The following is an 18,624-nucleotide window of genomic DNA, read 5'->3' as shown; positions in this document are numbered from 1 at the left end:
GCCTACCGGCCGCCCGCCGAGGTCTCCCGACGTGCCATCCATCTCAATGTACGACGTCCAGGGCGGGTCGTCGTCCGGAGAGGGTACTCGTGTCCGCCATTCGGGCCACCAGGTCGTGCGCGGCGGCCGCGATCTCGTGCTCGGTCGACCGCGCGGCGAGGTCCAGCAGCGCCCACAGATCGGCCGCCTGGCCCAGGTCCACCAGCGGCTCACCGAGCGCCAGCCCGCTCCCTCGCAGGACGCTCAGCACCGCCCCGGCCAGCACCGGGTCCACGCAGAACCGGAAAAGGTTTCCCAGATCCGTGTACGGCGACCCCGCGTGGGCGAACTCCCAGTCGATCAGCCCGGTGATCCGCGCGGTCGCCGGGTCCACCAGCAGGTTCTTCGGATTGAAATCGCTGTGCACCAGGCAGACCCGGTCCACCCCGTCGGCCAGCACGTCCTCGGCCTCGGCGATCACGCCGGCGAACCGCTCGGACTGCTCCGGGCTCAGCCCCAGGTCGAGGCCCGCGACGTACCGCTCCAGGTCGCCCATCCCGAACGGCTCGATCGCCAGCTCGCCGTCACGGAACATCCCGAAGGTGAGGAACGGCATCCCACTCAGCCGCACCAGCAGCTCACCCAACTGCTCCCCAACCGTCCGGCGCTCGTCCTCCCCCGCCGTCTCCAGATAGAGCTGCAGGTTCACCCCCGGCAGCCGCTCGGTCAGCAGATAGGGCGGGTCCTCGGCGGATCCCTCGCGCTTGGTGTCCAGCACTCGCGGAACAGGCAACAGCCCGCGGACGAGCTGGAGGAGCGCCGCGTCCACAGCAGCCCGCCCAGGGTCCTTCACATACAACTTCAGTACGGCGTCCTCGCCGCCGGCGCTGACCGCATACGTCTGACCGCCGTACCCGCCCGTCAGGGGGACCGCACTGGCCGCGAAGTCGCTCATACAGCCGAACACTAGAGTTTCCTCCGTGACCGGGCCGGTGCGGGTGGAGTTGACCGAGGCGGAGACCTCCCGGGCCAGCCGGGCCTACTGGAACTCGGCGGCCGGCGAGTATCTCGCTGAACACGGCGACTTCCTCGGCGACGACCGCTTCATCTGGTGTCCCGAGGGGGTCGACGAGGAGCACGCCCACTTGCTCGGCCCGGTTCGGGGCCGGCGCATCCTCGAGGTCGGCTGCGGCGCCGCGCAGTGCTCGCGGTGGCTGGTCAAGCAGGGCGCGGACGTCGTTGCGTTCGACATCTCGCTGGAGCAACTCCGGATCGCGCGAGAGCTCGACGCCCGCACCGGCACCGTCGTCCGGACTGTCGCGGCCGACGCGACCGCGATCCCCTACCGCGACGCCACCTTCGACATCGTCTGCTCGGCGTTCGGCGCGCTGCCGTTCGTCGCCGACGCCGGGACCGCGTTACGCGAGATCGCCCGGACGCTGAAGCCGGGCGGCCTGCTCGTGTTCTCGGTGACCCATCCGTTCCGCTGGACCATGCCGGACGACCCGACGCCGGCCGGCCTGCGGATCACCCATTCCTACTTCGACCGGACGCCGTACGTGGAGGTCGACGCCGCGGGTACGCCGGTGTACGCCGAACACCACCGGACGACCGGCGACTGGATCCGCGAACTCACCGACGCCAGGTTCGTCGTCGACGACCTGCTCGAGCCCGAGTGGCCGGCCGGGCACGACCTGGTCTGGGGCGGCTGGGGACCAGACCGCGGCCGCCTGGTCCCAGGCACCGCGATCTGGTCCGCGCACAAGCAGTAGGTCAGTCCGCCTCGGTCCGGCGACGCGTCTGCAGGAAGCCGACGGCCCCCAGCAACAGCAGTCCGAGGATCAGCGACAGCAACGGCACCCAGAAGCCGATCAGGTGCAGCTGTGCCGCCTTCGACTGGTAGCCGCCCTCGTCGACCCCGTTCTCGGTCGCGCCCTTCACATTCTTCTTCACCGTCGCGTCGTCGTACGCGATGGTGACTTGTGTCGCGGTCAGCTTGTCCTCACCGTCGTACGCGATGGTGGCGAGCTGCTTCTCCTCGCCCTTGATGATCGCTCCGGTGATCGGCTCGATCCACAAGGTCCGGGTGTTCTTGTACGTCCGCTGGACTGCGACCGAGTCCTTGCTGAAGTCGTCGACCAGACTGCCCGGCACGAGCAGCGGCTTGGCCAGCGGCACCTCCTGCTTCGGGATCTCCTGCTCGAAGACGTAGACCTTGAGCCCGTCCAGCTTGGTCTCCTTCTTGTACTGGATCGGGAACGCCTTGCGGAGCGTGGTGTCCCAGAAGGAGTACGTCTTCTTCTCGGTGCCGAACGGGAACTTCAGCACCAGACCCTCGTGTCCCTTGAACAGCGGGCTCTTCGGGTCGGGCTTGAGCCGGTCCGCCTTCTCCAGCGTGGTCGAGATGTACTCGCCGCTGTCGTCGCCACCCGACGGGTTCCAGCGCACCGCCTCACCGGTGCGCGCGTCCAGGACGACGCGTTCCTGGACGAAGCTCAGCGGCATCAGACCGGTGAGCGACGCGTCGTCGGGGAACTTGTAGTTCTTGGAGTCGTCCGTCACCACGGCCGTGTCGAACACGACCACCTTGCGATTCAGTGCCTTGCTGATCTTGTCGGCCGCAACCACGTCACCGCGGACCGTCCGCCGGGCTTCCAGCTCGACGCCCTTCTTCTCCTTCAGGTCCGCGACGCTGAAGATGGTGGCGTCCGGACCGGCCGACACCGTATGTGCGATCTGGCCCGCGGGCGCGACCGCCAGCGTTGGATACGCATAGAACCTGGCCAGCGCCGCAACGCCGACGAAGAACACCCCGAGCCCGATCAACACCGCACGACTGCGTGTCCCCACTGCATCCCCTCCCGGTCTGTCCGCGGGACGCTACCAGCGGGTAGCCAGCTTGAACAGACGATGCGGGTGGGAATTTCGAACTGTCATATAGTCGCGCCGCATGAGGGGGAACCGGACACTGCCGGCGCCACCACAGACATCGGTGCTCCGCGGTGTCGTGGTGGCGATCGCGGTGCTGCAGTCGACGGTCCTCGGTCTGCTCGCCCGCCGGGGTTCGTGGCTGAGCGACGACCTCGACTTCCTCGTCCAGGGCGGTCGCGGCTTCGCGCCCGCCGAGCTGCTGACACCGGTGAACGACCACATCGCGCCCGGGCTGCGCCTCGTCTACGCGATCTTCGCCGAGGTCGCTCCACTGAACCATGGCTTCACCATCGGCTGGCGGGTGCTGATGCAGGCGCTCGCGATCACCCTGATGGGTCTGCTCCTCCAGCGCATCCTGGGCTCGAACTGGTGGGTGGTCATCGGCACGATCTTCTACGCGATCACCCCACTCAGCATGCCGTCGTTCATGTCGCTGTCGAGTGGTGTGAACAACCTGTCCGCGCACGTCTTCGGCCTCTTGTTGCTGCACGCAACCATCGACTGGCACGACGGCCACCGCCGGCGTGCCGTTGCCTACGGCCCATTGTCGCTGCTGATCTCAGTGGCCTGCTGGGAGAAGTCCGCCCTGATCCTGGTCACGGCCGTTGCCCTGGCACTCTATCTGCGCACCGGCCCGCTCCGCGACTGGCTCCGCGGCTGGTGGCGGTACGCCGCCGCTCTCACCGTGCCGATCATTGCCTTCGGCATCCTCTACCTGACGCACGGCAATCCGTCGACCGGCCGGCTGCCCGGCCCCGGCAAGCTGCTCGAGCTCACGGCGCGCGGCTTCGGCGTGCCGCTGTCCGCACTGGTCGGCGGCCCTTGGACCTGGGCCGGCACCGGGCAGTCGATGAGCGTCGCCACGCCTCCCGTCGCGGCGTTCGCGCTCGGTGGGCTGGTCGCCATTGTGCTGCTCGCGACCGCGTGGCGGCGGGGCCGGCGTGCGCTGCTGCTGTGGGCCTCGGTCGCCGTCTACGTTCTGGTGACCGTGCTCCTCGTGTCCTACGGACGCTTCCGTGGGTTCGGCTCGATCTTCACCGTGCACTACCACTACTGGTCCGATGTCTCGATCCCACTCGCATTGGCTGTGGTGCTGTCGCTTCGGACGGTCCAGCTGCGGCTGGCCGTCGTACCCGTCGCCTGTCTGGTCGTCGGCGTGGTCGTGTCGGACGCCGGATTCGCCCGGGAGTGGGGGAACAACCCGGCAAAGGCGTACTTCGCGACCGTCACCGCGGAGCTGGATCGGGCCGGACCGAACGTGAATCTCTGGGACACCCCGATGCCGCCCTCGATCGCCACTGCGCTGATGGCAGACATCCGGCTGTCGCCTGTACTGAGGATGGCCAGGATCCCGTTCCAGTTGCAGGCACCGACCAGTGAGCCACTGCTGGTCGACGACACCGGGCACCTCCGCAGGTCGCAGCTCGCGGTCTGGTCACGCGGTGCGCCGACGTCGCAGGCCAACTCCTTCTGCAACCTGCTGGTGCGTGGCACTGATCCGGTGACCGTGCCGCTGGTGCCCACCCAGCACGGAGTCGCGACCGCGGCGTGGTTCGTCAAGGCGGCGTACTTCTCCAACCGCGAGAACACCGTGGCGATCGAACTGCTGGACGCCGACGGCAACGTCGCGGCGCTCCCTGCGGCCGACTGGCCCGCTGGAGCCGGGAACATGTACTTCGGGCCGTCCCCCCGGATCACCGCCACGCAACTGCGGCTACGCTCCTCCGATCCCGCGACCAACCTCTGCGTCGAGAACCTCGAGATCGGATTGCCCAGATGACACGGACCAGATTCCCGGCGTTGGACGGGTTGCGGGCTGTCGGTGCGCTTGCGGTGCTGACCACCCATGTCGGGTTTCACACCGGGACCTCGCTGAACGGGCCGTTCGCCGGGATCCTTGCCCGGTTGGACATCGGGGTGGCGATCTTCTTCGCGATCTCCGGGTTCCTGCTCTACCGGCCGCACGCGGTGGCGTGGTTCGAGGGGACGCTGCCGCCGCTCACACTGCCCTACCTGCGCAACCGCGCACTGCGGATCCTGCCGGCGCTCTGGCTGGCGGTAGTGCTCGCTGTCGTCCTCGTGCCGCACAAGGACGGCGTGACCTGGGCGACGTACCTCCAGCACGCCACACTCACGCAGGTCTACTTCCACGGGCCGGCGGCGGACGGACTCACGCAGCTGTGGAGTCTGGCGACCGAGGTCGCGTTCTACCTTCTCCTGCCAGGGCTGGCGAAACTGCTGACCGGGTACGAGCGTCCCACTCGACGCAGCGTGCGCTGGCGACTCGTCGTACTCGGTGTGCTGATCGTTCTCGGACCGGTCTGGATGGCCGCTGTGAACGCGACCGGTCACCCGCAGGCGGGCCTCTGGCTACCCGGGTACGTCGGCTGGTTCGCCGTCGGGATGGGGTTCGCCCTGTGGCAGGTGGCTCGCAGCAGCGGCCGGCTCGGCCCGTCCGCGCTCGACACGCTCACCAAGGTCCCAGGGACGGTCTGGGGTGTCGGTGCAGCGCTGCTGCTCATCGCTGCGAGCCCGGTCGCCGGTCCGTACAACCTGTCCGCGTCCACACCAGGCCAGGCGTTCGTGAAGGCCATCCTCTACACGGGCATCGCAGCGTGCGTTCTCTTTCCGGCACTGACCCCGACCACCCGCATCGCCGGCGTCCTCGGCGGGAGAGTCGGCCACATCGCCGGAGACATCTCGTACGGCGTCTTCGCGTACCACCTGATTGTGCTGAGTCTGGTCGAGCGGATCAGCGGCTACAACCTGTTCAGCGGCAAGTTCGCCCTGCTCTTCTTCCCGACGCTCGTCATCTCGGCCGCCGTCGCCGCAGCGAGCTACTACGGGATGGAGCGGCCCATCATGCGCCTTGGCAGGCGAGACAGGTCGTACGACGTCTCACCGGTGAACGTGGACAACAGGGCCAGCGCACATCCGAACAAGATCGACGACTGGACGACTGCCGAGGTCACTCCGGCATCTCCGTTCGGCCAGGGCTGAACGGCCGCCACCAGAGTCCCCAGCGTCACCACAGCCGCGACCACGACAAGCACCACCCGCTTCGGCAGGAACCACGAACAGACGGCAGCAACCGCAACGGCGGCCAGGCCGATCCACCCGGACATGACCGTGCCCGCGACCGCACCGAGGGCCAAAGCGACCCATGGCCCGACATTGCGGCCTTCGCGCAGGCGATGCCCCGAATGCCTTGACCGACGCCGGAAGAACACGGCCATGGCGATCACCGACAGCAGTGCGAGCAGTCCGACCAGCAGACCGCCGCGGTACGTGCGATCCGGCATGAAGCGAGCTGTCACCACCTGCTCGGGCCCGGCCGGCAGCACCCAGCCCTGCTGCCAGCCGCCGATGCGGATCGGCGTCAGCTTGTGGCCAGTGCCGTCGTACGCCTCCCAGCCGTCGTTGTAGTTCTGGGCGACGGTCAGCACGGACTGCTCGTCCGCGGCCGGCACCTCGGCGGTCAGTTCGGCAGGGTTCGGCCGCCAGACGTCCACGTCCTGCACCGGCGTGACGGACACGTCGCTGAATCCTGCCTTGGTCAGCGTGGTCTCGATAGGTACGAAGCCTCCACCGGCCAGGACATCCACGGCATGGCGTCCTGCCTGCAGTGGAACCGCGGAGTCCTTTCCACACGTGCTGAACGCGACCGGCCGTCGCTGCAGCAGGTCCCGCACCGTCGCCTTGAGCTGTGTGTCCGCCGGTACGCCGTCAACGCGCACCCCCGGCCCATAGCCGCAGTACGCCCCGGTCTGGCTGTTCAGGTCGAGTGCCTTGCGCAGATCGTCGGCGCCGATCACTCGCACCTCGGCGACGCCTACCGGCGCGGTCTGCGCCAACCCGGTAGCCGAGTCGAAGTCCACCATCGGTCTGGTCTCGGCGAAGTCCACTTCGACCGTCCGCGCCTTCCGCTCGGCGAACCGAACGTAGCCCTCGGAGTCCACTGTGCTCCGGGTCGGCGCACCACCGTCGAACCGCAGCAGCACCTCGGTCGGCTGAGAGGCCGTCAGGTACGGATCGGTCAGGAACTGCAGCCCACTCAGCTCCCTTGCCGCAGGCAACCTCAGGGTCAGGCTCGGAGCCGGGTCGCTCGGGTCCGCTACCCAGCCGGTCCCGAGATCGCGATCGACGGCAGCGCCCGGTCGCCCCTCTGGGGCCGTCACGGCTCGGGACGATGCAGACGCGGTGATGGCACCCGGCATCACGAGCATGCCGTCGAGAGTCGCGCCGTCCTTCGGCAGTGCGGTCCCGTGCAGCTGGTATGACGCCGCCTGCGGCAGCTCGATACTGCGCAAGAGGCCGGTCGGCTCCTCCGAGTCCTTCGCCACGCTCTGCCGGCACAGTGGCCGGGTGTCCACGTGAAGGCAGGCAGACCGCCCGATCTGCTCGTTCCTGAACACCATTGCGCTCGGCTGCCGCTCAGTGGCCGGCACGCTGAGCCGACTGACCGCCTGCATGCCCGGCAGGGTCACCTCCGCGATCGACACACCACTCGGGTTCTTGCCGTCGGTCACACCGACACTCAGCCGCAACCGCTTCGTCTGACCCGGTGGGGTTGGGATGCTCTGCGCATCGCCCGACCCCGAGACCACTGACGTCAGCGATCCGGCGTCCGTGTCCACCTGCAACGTCCGGACCGGCTCGGTCGTGGGTGGCGCCAGCGAGAACTGGACCTTCAGCCCGTCGACCGTGCGCGGCGAGTCGAAGGTCAGCTCCAGCCATTCCCCACTGCTCCGGCCGAACGTCCCCGAGATCCAGCGACTGGACGGATCGCCGTCTACTGCGGCGAACGGTCCGTTGCCCGGCCCGGTCCGCAATGTGGCGTCCGCATCCGATGCCGACGAGGACGCCCGTACGTCGGCAATGCCGCCACCCCACGTCCTGGTCGTACTCGGAGTTGCGGTGCCGTCGTCGTACCCGAGGGTGCGGCGGTGTTGCCGGCTCCCCTCGGCCGCGGTGAGCACGGGCGAGTAGTTCTCGGCCGGACGGCCGACCGACACCTCACGACGTTGCATGCCGTCGGTCTGGACCAGCGGGAGTCCGTCGAGTCGCCCGGCGGCGTCGGAGCTGGTCACCGCGTCACGGTCACCGCCGAGTGCCGTCAACACCGCCGGTACGTCCTCAGCCGCGCCGCGGACTTCCACCAGTCGCGACTCCGGGACCAGCCGGCCCGCACTGGTGTCACCGACGTCGTAGATCTCCACGCTCGGGTACGGCAGCCGCATGTGGCCGTCGAGCGTCACGCCGGGCTGCTCGATGGTGCTGCCGGTGGGCGGGCCGAAGGACGCGACCCGCTTGATGCCCGACTCGGCCAGGCTCTCGTGCACGGCCAGGGTCGGCGTCACCTGCGCGTCGTACCTGAGGTCGTTGCGCACCACGACGTACCTGACGCCCGCACGCGCGAGGGCTTGCCGCAGTGTCTGGTCGCCGACGCCGGACCCCAGCCGGCGCTCCACCTCGTCGAGCCATCGCGTCGTCCCGGCAGACCCCAGTGGTACGGCGTCTCGCACAGCCATGGGTCGCTTCAGCAAGGCCTGGAACGGCTCGTCCTTCGTCGAGCCCCAGGTGAAGTCCGCGAAGGATGCGGCCGGCACGACGAGGACACTGCCCGGCGCGGACTGGTTGTCGAGCCAGGACGCGGCTTCCCGCCAGTGCGCCGGGATAGCGTCGTACCCCTCGCTCCTGGGCAGTTGACCGAAGATGGCCGGCGTTGCGACCGACACGACCAGACACGCCACCAGCACCGGTACGACGCGACGGTGGATGCGATGCGATACCGCCCAATCGGCGAGGCGGCTCAGGGAATGCGCTGCGGCGAGGGTGAGTGGCAATCGGACGACCAGCTCGAACTTGTGCGTGTTGCGAAGCGCTGCGAGCGGTCCGTCGAGCAGCTCCTGCAACTGCGGCGCCCAGGGTGAGCCGACCGCACCGGCGTGGCCGAGCGTCACCAGCAGGAGTCCTGCCACGAGGGAGAGCTGCAGGAACCCGCGGTTCTTCAGCGAGCCCATCGCGAGGCCCGCAAGGCCTAGCAGGGCGATGGCCGCGGTGGTGAGGATCAGCATCGGCTGCGTGACGTAGAGCCAGCCGGCCGGCCAGCTCGGTCCGCCGCCGCCGGACAGGAAGTTGAGCCACTGCGACGTACCGCGGAAAGACTCGAACACACTCGCCATGCCGGTCGTCACCCGGGCGTTCTCGATCCAGTCGAGGAACGGCGGGCTGTACCGGCCGAGCAGCATCAGCGGCACGAGCCACCAGATCGACACCGCCACCACACAGCCGAGCCAGCCGACCGCCACCTTCAGCGTCGACCTGTCCAGCCGCCGCGTCATCAGCCAGATCGCCGGCAGTACGAGCGTGGCACCGGTCGCGACGGCGTTGACTCCCCCGACCAGTGCGAACGCCACGGCCGACCAGCCGACCCGCCACCAGCCCGAGCGGGCGCGTGGGGTGACGAGTGGCAGCAGTACCCACGGAGCCATCGCGATCGGCCACACCTCGATCGAGGTGATCGACAGCTCGCCGAGCATGCGAGGGCTCAGTGCGTAGAGCAGCGCCACGGTAAAGCGCGTCCACGGCACGCCGTACTGCAGGGCGTTGCACAGCTTCCAGACCCCGAGGAACGCGACGCACAGGACCAAGGACCACCACAGGCGTTGGGTGATCCAGTCCGGCACCGACAGCGAGTCGAGGAGCCAGTGGAACGGGCCTATCGGCAGCAGGTAGCCGTAGGCCTGGTTCTGCAGCTGACCGAAGGCACCCTGTGGATCCCACAGGTGCAGAGCCCGAACGAGGAAGCCGCCCGGTCCGGCGGTCAGGTCGAGCTTGGTGTCGGGCACGATCTTGCCGGATGCCTGATGGAAGCACAGTGCGATCAGGACCAGGCAGCCCAGCACGAGCCTCGCTCGCCAGACCGCCTGCTCCGAACTGCCCGCCTTGAGTCTCCTCATCGGCGCCGGAGGACCAGGACGAGATTCCAGGTCACGACCTCCCGCACACCGGGCACCGCGAGTACGCCGTACGCCCAGCGCGGGTGATATCTCGGCACCGCCGCGACGAGGTCCGCTGTCCGGCAGGAGCGAGCCCACCGCAGTCCCCCGGCCACTGTGATCGGGAACAGCGACTCACCGAACTGGTTCTTCGGCGGATGCCCCTGCCGGCGCTCGTAGCGGCTGGCAGCGCGGTGTCCGCCGAGGTAATGCCACGGCGCGGTCTCGTGGCCGCCGTGCGGTCCCCACCAGCCGGTGTAGGACAGGAAGACCGTCCCACCCGGCCGAGTGACTCGGACCAACTCGTCAGCCATCAGCCATGGGTCGGGCACGTGCTCGAGCACGTTGGACGAGAAACAGATGTCGACTGCGGCGTCAGCAACCGGCAGTGCCATACCGCTGCCGAGCACAGTGCCCGGTGTGGGCTCGCCGCGCCCGCTCAGCTCGCCGAGGTCGGAGTCGATCGCGTAGTACGTCGCTCCAGCCCGGCGGAACGCGTCGGCGAAGTACCCGGGCCCGCCACCGACGTCGAGCAGCAGTGCGCCGGGCAGCTCGGCGTACTGCCGGACCTGCCCGACCGAATCTGCAGCAAGCGTTTCGTAGAAGCGAGCCGGGTCCGACTGCTCGACTCCGAACGCCCGGAACAGCCGGACCGCACGGCCGAGATCGGCCGTCCACTCCGGGCTTTCCGTCGCGTTCGTCATCAGTTGCACAGGCGGGACATTAACGGATCTCGCGAGGTCTGGCGGACATCGTTACTCCTTGGTAACGTCCCCGCCCATTACCTCGGGGGAGGTGACCGGAGGGGTGGGGCTGACCAGGTGCGTGCGCAGAGCGTGCTGTTGCTGAATTGGCGGGACACGACGAACCCGGAAGGTGGAGGTTCGGAGCGCTATGTGGAGGAGGTGGCGAGAGGCCTTGCAGCACTGGGCTGGTCGGTGACCGTGCTGTGCGCGGCGTACCCGGGGAGCCCCCGCGAAGCCCGTCGCCACGACGTCCGGTACGTGTATCGAGGCTCCAAGGTCACGGTGTACCTACGCGGTCTCGTGCACACCTTGCTGCACCAACCGGACCGCGTTGTCGACGTGCAGAACGGACTCCCATTCTTTACCCGTCTCGTACGTCGCAGTGTCGTCGTACTCGTCCATCACGTGCACCAGGAGCAGTGGCAGGTCGTGTACCCGGGCTGGCGCGGCCGGCTTGGCTGGTGGCTCGAATCGCGGGTAGCACCACGGTTGTACGACGACTGCCCTTATGTGACGGTGTCGTCGGCCTCCCGCGACGAGCTCGCCGGACTCGGCGTCAGCGACATCACGGTGATCCACAACGGCACCGATCCGGCACCGCCACGCCAGCGCCCGCAATCGACAGTGCCAACGGTCGTGTGCGTCGGACGGATCGTTCCGCACAAGCAACTCGAGCACGCGGTCGACGCGATCGCTGAAGCACGCAAGGTCCTTCCCGATGCGCGGCTGATCGTTGTCGGCTCAGGTTGGTGGGAGGACTCGCTCCGTGCGTACGTCGACGAGCGTGGTCTGCGGGACGCGGTCGAGTTCCGCGGCCATGTGAGTGAGGACGACAAGCACGCGGCGTACGACGAGGCCTGGGTGCTCGCACTGCCAAGCCTCAAAGAGGGTTGGGGTCTGGTCGTCGGCGAGGCCGCGGGTCACGGCGTACCGACGGTGGCCTACCGCAGTGCGGGCGGCCCGACAGAGTCCGTCCACGACGGAGTGTCGGGTGTGCTGGTGGACAGCCCGCAGCACTTCGCCGGCGCGATCACCGCGCTGCTGCAGGACGACGCAATGCGGCAGCGGTTGTCGGAAGGGGCGTCGGCCAGTGCGGGCAAGTTCACCTGGTGTGCGGCCGCACTGGCCTTCGACCGGCTGCTGACGCCTACTTCACCCCGTAGCCGACGATCGGGTCGTCCGCCTGCCCCTGCGTCTGGCCGGGCGGCGGCGCCGGGTCGTCCTTCACCGACTGCACCACCCCGACAACCGTCGTGGTAGCGACTGCCAGTCCGGCGAGTACGGCGATGGCCGCACCGATCAGTGATCCCATGGAACGTGTCCCCTCCCGGTCAAGTGAACCGAAGAGTAACAACGCCTCGCCAGAGAAACCAGAGCGGCGATCAAGGTCGCCGCGGCAGCCGCCCAGGCAGCCAGTACGACGACGATCCGCCAGGGCGCGTGGTGTTGCGGCACGGGCGTTCCCGCGAGCCGGTAGACGGTCACGGTCGGACCGGAGAACTCCTCCTTGAGCCCGTGCAACAGCGTTGTCGGGATCGGACCACCCGCCTCGCGATCGACCACGATCCAGCCCACACCATGCTGCAGCAGAACGTCAGTCGGATCCGACCCGTCCCGCACGCCGGCCCGGATCGCGGTTGCCACGTCGGCCGCCTGTGCATCCTCGCCGGCCAGGCGGTGCCCGCCGACGATCAGTTCGTCGGGCGCGATCGAAGGCTGCGCGAAGTAGCGGGGCATCGGGTCGAGCACCGGACGGCGGCTGTTCCACACCGGTGCCCGATAGGACTCGTAGGGCCAAGGAATGAAGCGGCCGGCGACCGCGTGCTGTGCCTGCTGCCAGTCCGACGGATACTCCGAGACCCTCAGGCCGGCTCCCCCGGCCAACGCAGGCAGAGCGGCGATCGGCAACAGCACCGCAGTGACTCCCACGACACGCTGCATGCGGACGTGGCGGAGTACAGCTGTCACCGCAACACCGAAGCCGACGGACTCGAGCAGGATCAGTGGTGGAAGATAGCGCTGCCCGTCGCGGAACAGGCCGGCTCCTGGCACGTGCGCAACGACCTGGGCGAACGCACCCGGTGCGACCACGCCGGCCAGCCCGATGAGCAGAGCGACCACGGCTGCCGTCACCAGTGCGCCGACTACGCGTTCTTGTCGCCACCACAGCACTACGCCGGCCACCGACAGGACCAGCATCGCGACTGCAAAGATGGTCGGCAGTAGGTCGCCTCGATTGCCGGGGACAACGTTTGCGTTCCACACGCCACCCAGCGTGAGGAGTGTGGGCAGCACTCCCCCATAGCCCTCGTCACGTGCCGCGAATGCAGTCACCGAGGCTGGATCGCTGGTTGCACCTCCGCCATGGACGAGACCCGCCACCAGCCACGGTGCATTGACGAGCAGTGCTGCGCCCAGCGGCCAGATCTTCGGAGCCCGTGGCGGCCAGAGCAGGATCAGCCCCGCCATCAGCAGTCCGGTGATTCCACCCGATGCCGTCAGCGCACACCCGGCCGACGCCAGCACGAATCCAGGCCACCCGTGTCCCCGCCGCAGTCGTAGCGCCGACCGCACCAGCCACGGCAGGGCTGCGTACCCGAGGAGGAGGGCCCACGCACCGAGCCGCAGCCGCTCGGCGACGAACGGGTTCCACAGGTAGAGCGTGGCGGCCGCAGCGCCCGGCAGCGCGCCACCCAGCCGGACCTCGCGCCAGAGAGCGGTCATGCCGAGGCCGGAGAGTAATGGGATGGCCACGAGGACGAGCTTGTTGACCAGTACGCCGCCGACCACGTCGAGCAGGGCCACGACGACATCCGACGGGACCGCGCGCGGCATGGCCGTTGTGACACCGAAGAGGTCAAGCCGTACCGTGAGGTCCGGCACGAACACCATGTCGTAGCCGACCACGAAGCCTGGAGCGAGTAGCGGAGCAGTGATCAGCAGGGTGAGCAGGACAGGCCACAACCACGGCAGGACGCGCTTGGCACGTTCTGACATGACCACCTCCCCACCCAATGCCCTGAGGCAGTAGAGCATGAGTTCAGACACCACTCCGGAGCAAGAGCCCAGACGGTTGGCATTCCTGCGCAGTGCCACGGTCGTTGCCGTCGGCATGGCCATCATGAACGTAGCCGCCTACGGTTTCACACTGATCGGGACGCACACGCTGGTGCCCGAGCAGTTCGGCGCCATGACCGCGCTGCTCGGCCTGCTGCTGATCGGCAACGTCGCCTCGCTCGGTCTGCAGGCTACCGGCGCCCGCCGCCTCGCCACTCACAGCGGGGACAGCGCCGCGGGCTTGGCCGACACCATGCTCAAGGCGGGTCGCCGTGCGGCTGTCGGACTCACCGCGGTGTGTCTGGTGGCGACGCCCCTGTTCATGTGGATGTTGCACATCGACTCCGTGGTCGCGGTCCTGCTGCTCGCTCCCACCCTCGGCTTCCTGACGCTGATGGGCTCACAGCTCGGTGTCCTCCAAGGCAGCCAGCGCTGGACCGAGTTGGCGGCCGTCTACACCGCTGTCGGCGTCGGCCGCCTCGTGCTCGGTGGTGGTGCACTGCTCGTGCACCCATCACTCGACTCGGCGATGATCGGTCTCGCTCTCGGCGCCGCCGTACCTCCGCTGCTGGGTGGCTTCCTGCTCCGGGGATCGGCCGGCGCTACCGCCGCGGAGATGAAGGCGGTACTGCGGGAGACGATGCACGGCACGCACACCCTGCTGGCGTTCTTCGCGATCGCCAACGCGGACGTGCTGTTCGCGCGTGCGTTACTGGACGGCAGGGACAGCGGGTACTACGCGGCCGGGCTGATCGTGTCGAAGGCCTGTCTGTTCCTGCCGCAGTTCGTCATCGTGATCGTGTTCCCGTCACTCGCCAGCTCCCCCGGCGACACCCGGCGGCTACGCCAGGCGATCGCCGCCGTTGCCGGGCTCGGCGTCTGCGCCGTCATCGGCACCCTCGTGCTGCCCGACTTGATCGTCGCGATCATCGGCGGCGAGGAGAAGTATGCGCCACTCGGTCCGTACACGTGGCTGTTCGCGGTCTCCGGCTCGGCATACGCCGTACTGCAACTGGTCGTGTACGCGGCGATCGCGCAGCAGGAGAAGCGTGCCGCCGTGGTGATCTGGGTCGGCCTCGCCGTACTCGCGGTCGCGGCCGGGATCGTGCTCGGCACCGGCATCGCCACCGGGCTCAACGGCGTGAAGGTGCTGGTCGCGATGACCAGCACCTGCGCGCTGCTGCTGTCGGCCGTGCTGGCGACAGGACTCCATCGCCAGGCCAGCACTTAGCTCACCAGAGGCTGGCCGCTCTTTACCAAAGGCTAGACCGCGCGAACCGGCGGGCGAAGGTGTTCGCCAGCACGAGCAGCACCAGTCCGATGACGGAGCGGAATAACCCGATTGCCGTCGCATAGCTGAACTGCGGCACCGCCGAGGCCAGACCGATCTTGTAAACGTAGGTGTCGATCACTTCCGCGGTGTCGAGATTGAGGTTGTTCTGCATCAGCAGCACCTTCTCGAACCCGACCGACAGGATCGAGCCGATGTTCAGGATCAGCAGGATCACCGCCACCGGCACGATCGCCGGCAGGTCGATGTGCCACATCCGCCGCACCCGGGATGCCCCGTCGACAATCGCCGCCTCGTGCAGTTCCGGCGGCACGCTGGTCAGCGCGGCCAGATAGATGATCGCGGCGAACCCCATCGTCTGCCACGCCCCCGACCACACATAGATGTGCCGGAACATCCCGGAGTCGCCCATGATGTCGACCGGCCCGAAGCCGAACAGCCCGAGGAACTTGTTCGCCACCCCGGTGTTCGGGTTCGTCAGTACGACGACCAGCCCGACCACGACCACCGTGGAGATGAAGTGCGGCGCGTAGGTGATCAGCTGCGCCGACCGGCTGAACCACTTCTTCCGGATCGTGTTCAGGCAGAGCGCGAGGATGATCGGCAGCGGGAACGTGGCCACCAGTTCGTAGACGTGCAGGTACACGGTGTTCTTGATCAGCCGCCAGAACTGGTACGACTCCACGAACCGGTGGAAGTGCTTGGTCCCGACCCACGGGCTGCCCCAGATCCCGGACACCACGTTGTAGTCCTTGAACGCGATGATCACGCCGTACATCGGCCAGTAGGCGAAGATCGCCAGCCAGATCAGCGGCAGCGCCAGCATCGCGTACAGCTGCCAGTTCCGGCGCATCCGCAACCCCAGTCCGACCGCGGACCTCGCCGTACGCGTGCGCTTGTGAGCCGCCGTCCGGACCGACGAGCGCGCTTGTGCTTCGGTGGAGGTGACCATGCTCATCCCTTCAGGGAGCCGATCATGGCTCCCTTGACGAAGTGCTTCTGGACGAAGGGGTAGACCAGCAGCGGCGGGATCATCCCGATCACGATCAGCGAGTACTTCAGCTGCTGCTGCAGCTCCTTCAGCTGGATCAGCTTGCTGGTGTCGGGCATCTGGGACGGGTCGATCCTCGACTGGATCAGGATCTGCCGCAGGATCACCTGCAACGGGAACAGGTGCTCGTTGGTCAGGTAGATCAGCGCGTTGAAGAACGAGTTCCACTGCCCGACCGCGTAGAAGAGCAGGTTCACCGCGATGATCGGCTTGCTCAGCGGCAGCACGATCCGCCAGAAGAACCCGAAGTCGCTGCAGCCGTCCACCTTCCCGGCCTCGACCAGCTCCTCCGGGATCGTCACCATGAAATAGGTCCGGGTGATGATCACGTTCCAGACCGCCAGCGCGGCCGGCAGGATGATCGCCCACCGCGTGTTCAGCAGGCCGAGCTTGTCCACCACCAGGTACGTCGGGATCAGCCCACCGCTGAACATCATCGTGAACACGAACGCCGCCATGATCAGGCCCTTGCCCGGCAGCCCCTTCCGCGACAGCGGGTACGCCGCCAGCAGCGTGAGGACCGTGGCCACCACAGCCCCGACGACCGCGTAGTACACGGAGTTGCCGAAGCCACTGACAATCGAGTCGTAGTCGAAGATCGCCTTGTACGCGTCCAGGGTGAACCCGACCGGCCACAGCCAGACCTCACCGGAGGCCACCTTCTCGGTGTTGCTCACCGAGGCGCTGAGCACGTAGATCAACGGGTAGAGGACGGCGAGGCAGAACAGTCCGAGCGCGGTGTAGATGCAGGCCGACGCGATCTTGTCGCCACGGGTGTCCTGGATCGACGCCCCCACCGCGAGCCGCCGCTCGTCCGGCGGCAGCGTACCGGCCGCGCTCATGCGTTGTAGGTCTCGTAGGCAGCCTGCTGGAGGTCCAGGTACGGCTTCACGCCGATCTTGCCGACCCGGTCCTTGAAGTCGTTCCACGCGCCGTCGTCGTTCGGGTCGAGCTGACCGGTGACGAACCGCGCGAGCGACTGGTTGACCTCGGTCTCCAGGTTCGTCTTCAGCTCCGACTCCTGCGCGGCCTGGTCCTGGTCCAGGGTGACCGGCGGGAACTGCATCTCCTGCGGCTGCTTGTACGGGAAGTAGTTGTCGACGGTCTGCTGGTAGAGCGGCTTCTCGAACGTCAGGTCGGCGGGGTTCACCCGCTCGGCGAGCCGGAAGTCCTGGGACCGGTACATCGTGTTGTCCTGGCTCCAGCTGATGTTCTTCTCGGTGTTCCAGGTCGCCGAGAAGCCGTACACGGCCTGCTTGCCGTTGATCCCGAGGTCGCCCTTCTTGGCCCACTCGAACTTCGGGCCGCCGTAGCCGCGCAGGACCGCCTCGAGCTCCATTTGCGCGTCGGCCCACTGGACCAGCAGCTCCGGCTTGGCGCACTTCTTGGTGATGACGAGCTTGGCCACCTCGACACCCACACCGAGATAGTTCCAGGCGGCGTACCGGACCTTGTTCGGTCCCTCCAGCGGCGGGATGGCCAGGTACTTGCGCCAGCGTGCGTTCGGGTCCTTCTGGTCGATGTCGAGGAAGCCACCCCAGTAGTAGGACCGGGCGCCGCCGATGATCGGCTTGCCCGGCGCCTTGCCGTACCGGTCCATCTGGTCCTGGTCGGCGGTGAACACGTCCTTGTTGATCAGGCCCTCGGCGTACAGGCCGTGGATGTACTTCAGGCCCTCGCGCCACTCGTCCTTGTCGAAGGTGACGTCGACCTTGCCGTCGTTGACGACCAGCCACGGGTCGCCGGGGTTGTAGAGGAAGGAGTTCATGAAGAACGTGTCGAGCGGCGCGTCCTTGTAGCCGGCGAACGGAATGGTCCGGCCGTTGCCGCCGAGGTCGGCCTTCTTGAAGGCGCGCAGCACCTCGCGGAACTCGTCGGTGGTCTTCGGGACGTCCAGGCCGACCTGCTTGATCCAGTCGGTGTTGAGGAACGTCCGGCTGTTGCTGGCCCGGCAGTGGTAGCAGTCGTTGATGTTCGGGAACGAGTAGATCTTCTTGTCCGGCGCCTGCACCAGCTTGCGGGTGTCCGGGTAGTCCTTCATCGCCTGCTGCAGGTTCAGCGCGTACCCGTCGATGTACTGGCCGACGTCGGTGAACAGTCCCTGCTGGCCGTACAGGTACAGCTGGGAGCGGGTGAAGTGCACACCCATGAACGCGTCCGGGATGTCGCCGGCCGCGATCATCGCGTTCACCTTGGTCATGATGTCGTCGTCGGTCCCGCCGACCTGGTTCCACTCGATGTGGATGTTGGTCTTCTGCTCCAGCCACTTGGTGAAGGCGTTGGTCTTCCAGTCGCCGATCGTCACGTCCTGCGGTACGACGATCTTGAAGGTGACCTTCTCGCTGGTGATCGGCTTCAGCTCCCGGGCGACCGGTCCGACGTACCCCTCCGGGTACTGCACCGTGGTCAGCTTCGGGCCGAGGGTGACGCTGGGCGCGGCCTGGCCGGCCCCGGCGGCAGCACCGCCGGCGCTGCTCGAACTACTCAGGCACTGAGCAGACCGCCGCCGGCTGTCGCGGCGGTCAGTCCGAGTGCCCCCGCGATGAGTGATCGACGGCTGAGTCCGGT

The 18,624-nt window shown here is 67.8% G+C and carries 12 protein-coding genes and 2 pseudogenes; 5 read left to right on the top strand and 9 right to left on the bottom strand.

Annotated features, from left to right (window positions below):
- Positions 1-43 precede the first annotated feature (43 nt).
- Positions 44-934 (bottom strand): phosphotransferase family protein, encoded by an 891-nt coding sequence (locus OG555_RS30865; RefSeq protein WP_329476062.1) that lies wholly within the window; start codon positions 932-934, stop codon positions 44-46.
- A gap of 25 nt (positions 935-959) precedes the next feature.
- Between OG555_RS30865 and OG555_RS30860 the strand changes: the two genes are divergently transcribed.
- The gene (locus tag OG555_RS30860; RefSeq protein ID WP_329476061.1) at positions 960-1,751 is read left to right on the top strand and encodes a class I SAM-dependent methyltransferase; all 792 of its coding nucleotides are present in this window, start codon (positions 960-962) and stop codon (positions 1,749-1,751) included.
- A gap of 1 nt (position 1,752) precedes the next feature.
- Here the strand turns inward: OG555_RS30860 and OG555_RS30855 are convergent, their stop codons facing one another.
- Positions 1,753-2,829 carry a DUF3068 domain-containing protein gene (locus OG555_RS30855; RefSeq protein ID WP_329476060.1) on the bottom strand — a complete coding sequence of 359 codons (1,077 nt, stop codon included), beginning with the start codon at positions 2,827-2,829 and terminating at the stop codon, positions 1,753-1,755.
- A 100-nt stretch (positions 2,830-2,929) separates the two neighbouring features.
- On the opposite strand from OG555_RS30855, the gene OG555_RS30850 reads away from it, so the two are divergent.
- Both OG555_RS30850 and OG555_RS30845 read left to right on the top strand, forming a co-directional pair.
- Positions 2,930-4,690 (top strand): hypothetical protein, encoded by a 1,761-nt coding sequence (locus OG555_RS30850; RefSeq protein ID WP_329476059.1) that lies wholly within the window; start codon positions 2,930-2,932, stop codon positions 4,688-4,690.
- Positions 4,687-5,910, top strand: a complete 1,224-nt coding sequence (locus OG555_RS30845; protein ID WP_329476058.1) for an acyltransferase family protein — start codon at positions 4,687-4,689, stop codon at positions 5,908-5,910. Before OG555_RS30850 ends, OG555_RS30845 begins: the two co-directional genes overlap by 4 nt.
- An 857-nt stretch (positions 5,911-6,767) precedes the next feature.
- Here OG555_RS30845 and OG555_RS42990 read toward each other — a convergent pair.
- A pseudogene (locus tag OG555_RS42990) lies at positions 6,768-9,872 on the bottom strand (alpha-(1->3)-arabinofuranosyltransferase); the annotation flags it as partial.
- A complete protein-coding gene (locus OG555_RS30835) occupies positions 9,869-10,615 on the bottom strand; it encodes a class I SAM-dependent methyltransferase (RefSeq protein ID WP_329484903.1) in 747 nt (248 codons plus the stop codon). The pseudogene OG555_RS42990 and the gene OG555_RS30835, both read right to left, overlap by 4 nt.
- A 117-nt stretch (positions 10,616-10,732) precedes the next feature.
- Here OG555_RS30835 and OG555_RS30830 point away from each other — a divergent pair, with 117 nt between their 5' ends.
- On the top strand, positions 10,733-11,917 hold the full coding sequence (locus OG555_RS30830; RefSeq protein WP_329476057.1) for a glycosyltransferase family 4 protein: 1,185 nt from the start codon (positions 10,733-10,735) through the stop codon (positions 11,915-11,917).
- Here the strand turns inward: OG555_RS30830 and OG555_RS30825 are convergent.
- Both OG555_RS30825 and OG555_RS30820 read right to left on the bottom strand, forming a co-directional pair.
- Positions 11,880-11,969: pseudogene (locus tag OG555_RS30825) on the bottom strand (DUF2613 family protein); the annotation flags it as partial. The gene OG555_RS30830 and the pseudogene OG555_RS30825 sit on opposite strands and share 38 nt — an antisense overlap.
- On the bottom strand, positions 11,957-13,654 hold the full coding sequence (locus OG555_RS30820; protein ID WP_329476056.1) for a hypothetical protein: 1,698 nt from the start codon (positions 13,652-13,654) through the stop codon (positions 11,957-11,959). The pseudogene OG555_RS30825 and the gene OG555_RS30820, both read right to left, overlap by 13 nt.
- 37 nt (positions 13,655-13,691) lie before the next feature.
- Here OG555_RS30820 and OG555_RS30815 point away from each other — a divergent pair, with 37 nt between their 5' ends.
- Positions 13,692-14,945, top strand: coding sequence for a lipopolysaccharide biosynthesis protein (locus OG555_RS30815; RefSeq protein ID WP_329476055.1), 1,254 nt, complete (start codon positions 13,692-13,694; stop codon positions 14,943-14,945).
- 22 nt (positions 14,946-14,967) lie between these two features.
- Here the strand turns inward: OG555_RS30815 and OG555_RS30810 are convergent, their stop codons facing one another.
- Genes OG555_RS30810 through OG555_RS30800 form a run of 3 tightly spaced genes read right to left on the bottom strand, consistent with a single transcriptional unit; the run spans position 14,968 to position 18,457 of the window.
- Positions 14,968-15,963 (bottom strand): ABC transporter permease, encoded by a 996-nt coding sequence (locus OG555_RS30810; RefSeq protein WP_329476054.1) that lies wholly within the window; start codon positions 15,961-15,963, stop codon positions 14,968-14,970.
- Positions 15,960-16,898 (bottom strand): carbohydrate ABC transporter permease, encoded by a 939-nt coding sequence (locus tag OG555_RS30805; RefSeq protein ID WP_329476053.1) that lies wholly within the window; start codon positions 16,896-16,898, stop codon positions 15,960-15,962. The genes OG555_RS30810 and OG555_RS30805 overlap by 4 nt, the downstream gene beginning before the upstream one ends.
- The gene (locus OG555_RS30800) at positions 16,895-18,457 is read right to left on the bottom strand and encodes an extracellular solute-binding protein (protein WP_329476052.1); all 1,563 of its coding nucleotides are present in this window, start codon (positions 18,455-18,457) and stop codon (positions 16,895-16,897) included. The genes OG555_RS30805 and OG555_RS30800 overlap by 4 nt, the downstream gene beginning before the upstream one ends.
- Between the last annotated feature and the right edge of the window lie 167 nt (positions 18,458-18,624).

The sequence above is a fragment of the Kribbella sp. NBC_01484 genome (genome assembly GCF_036227145.1).
Lineage (GTDB): Bacteria > Actinomycetota > Actinomycetes > Propionibacteriales > Kribbellaceae > Kribbella.
The sequence above is the reverse complement of the archived record's forward strand: the minus strand, read 5'-3'. Positions and strand labels throughout refer to the sequence as shown.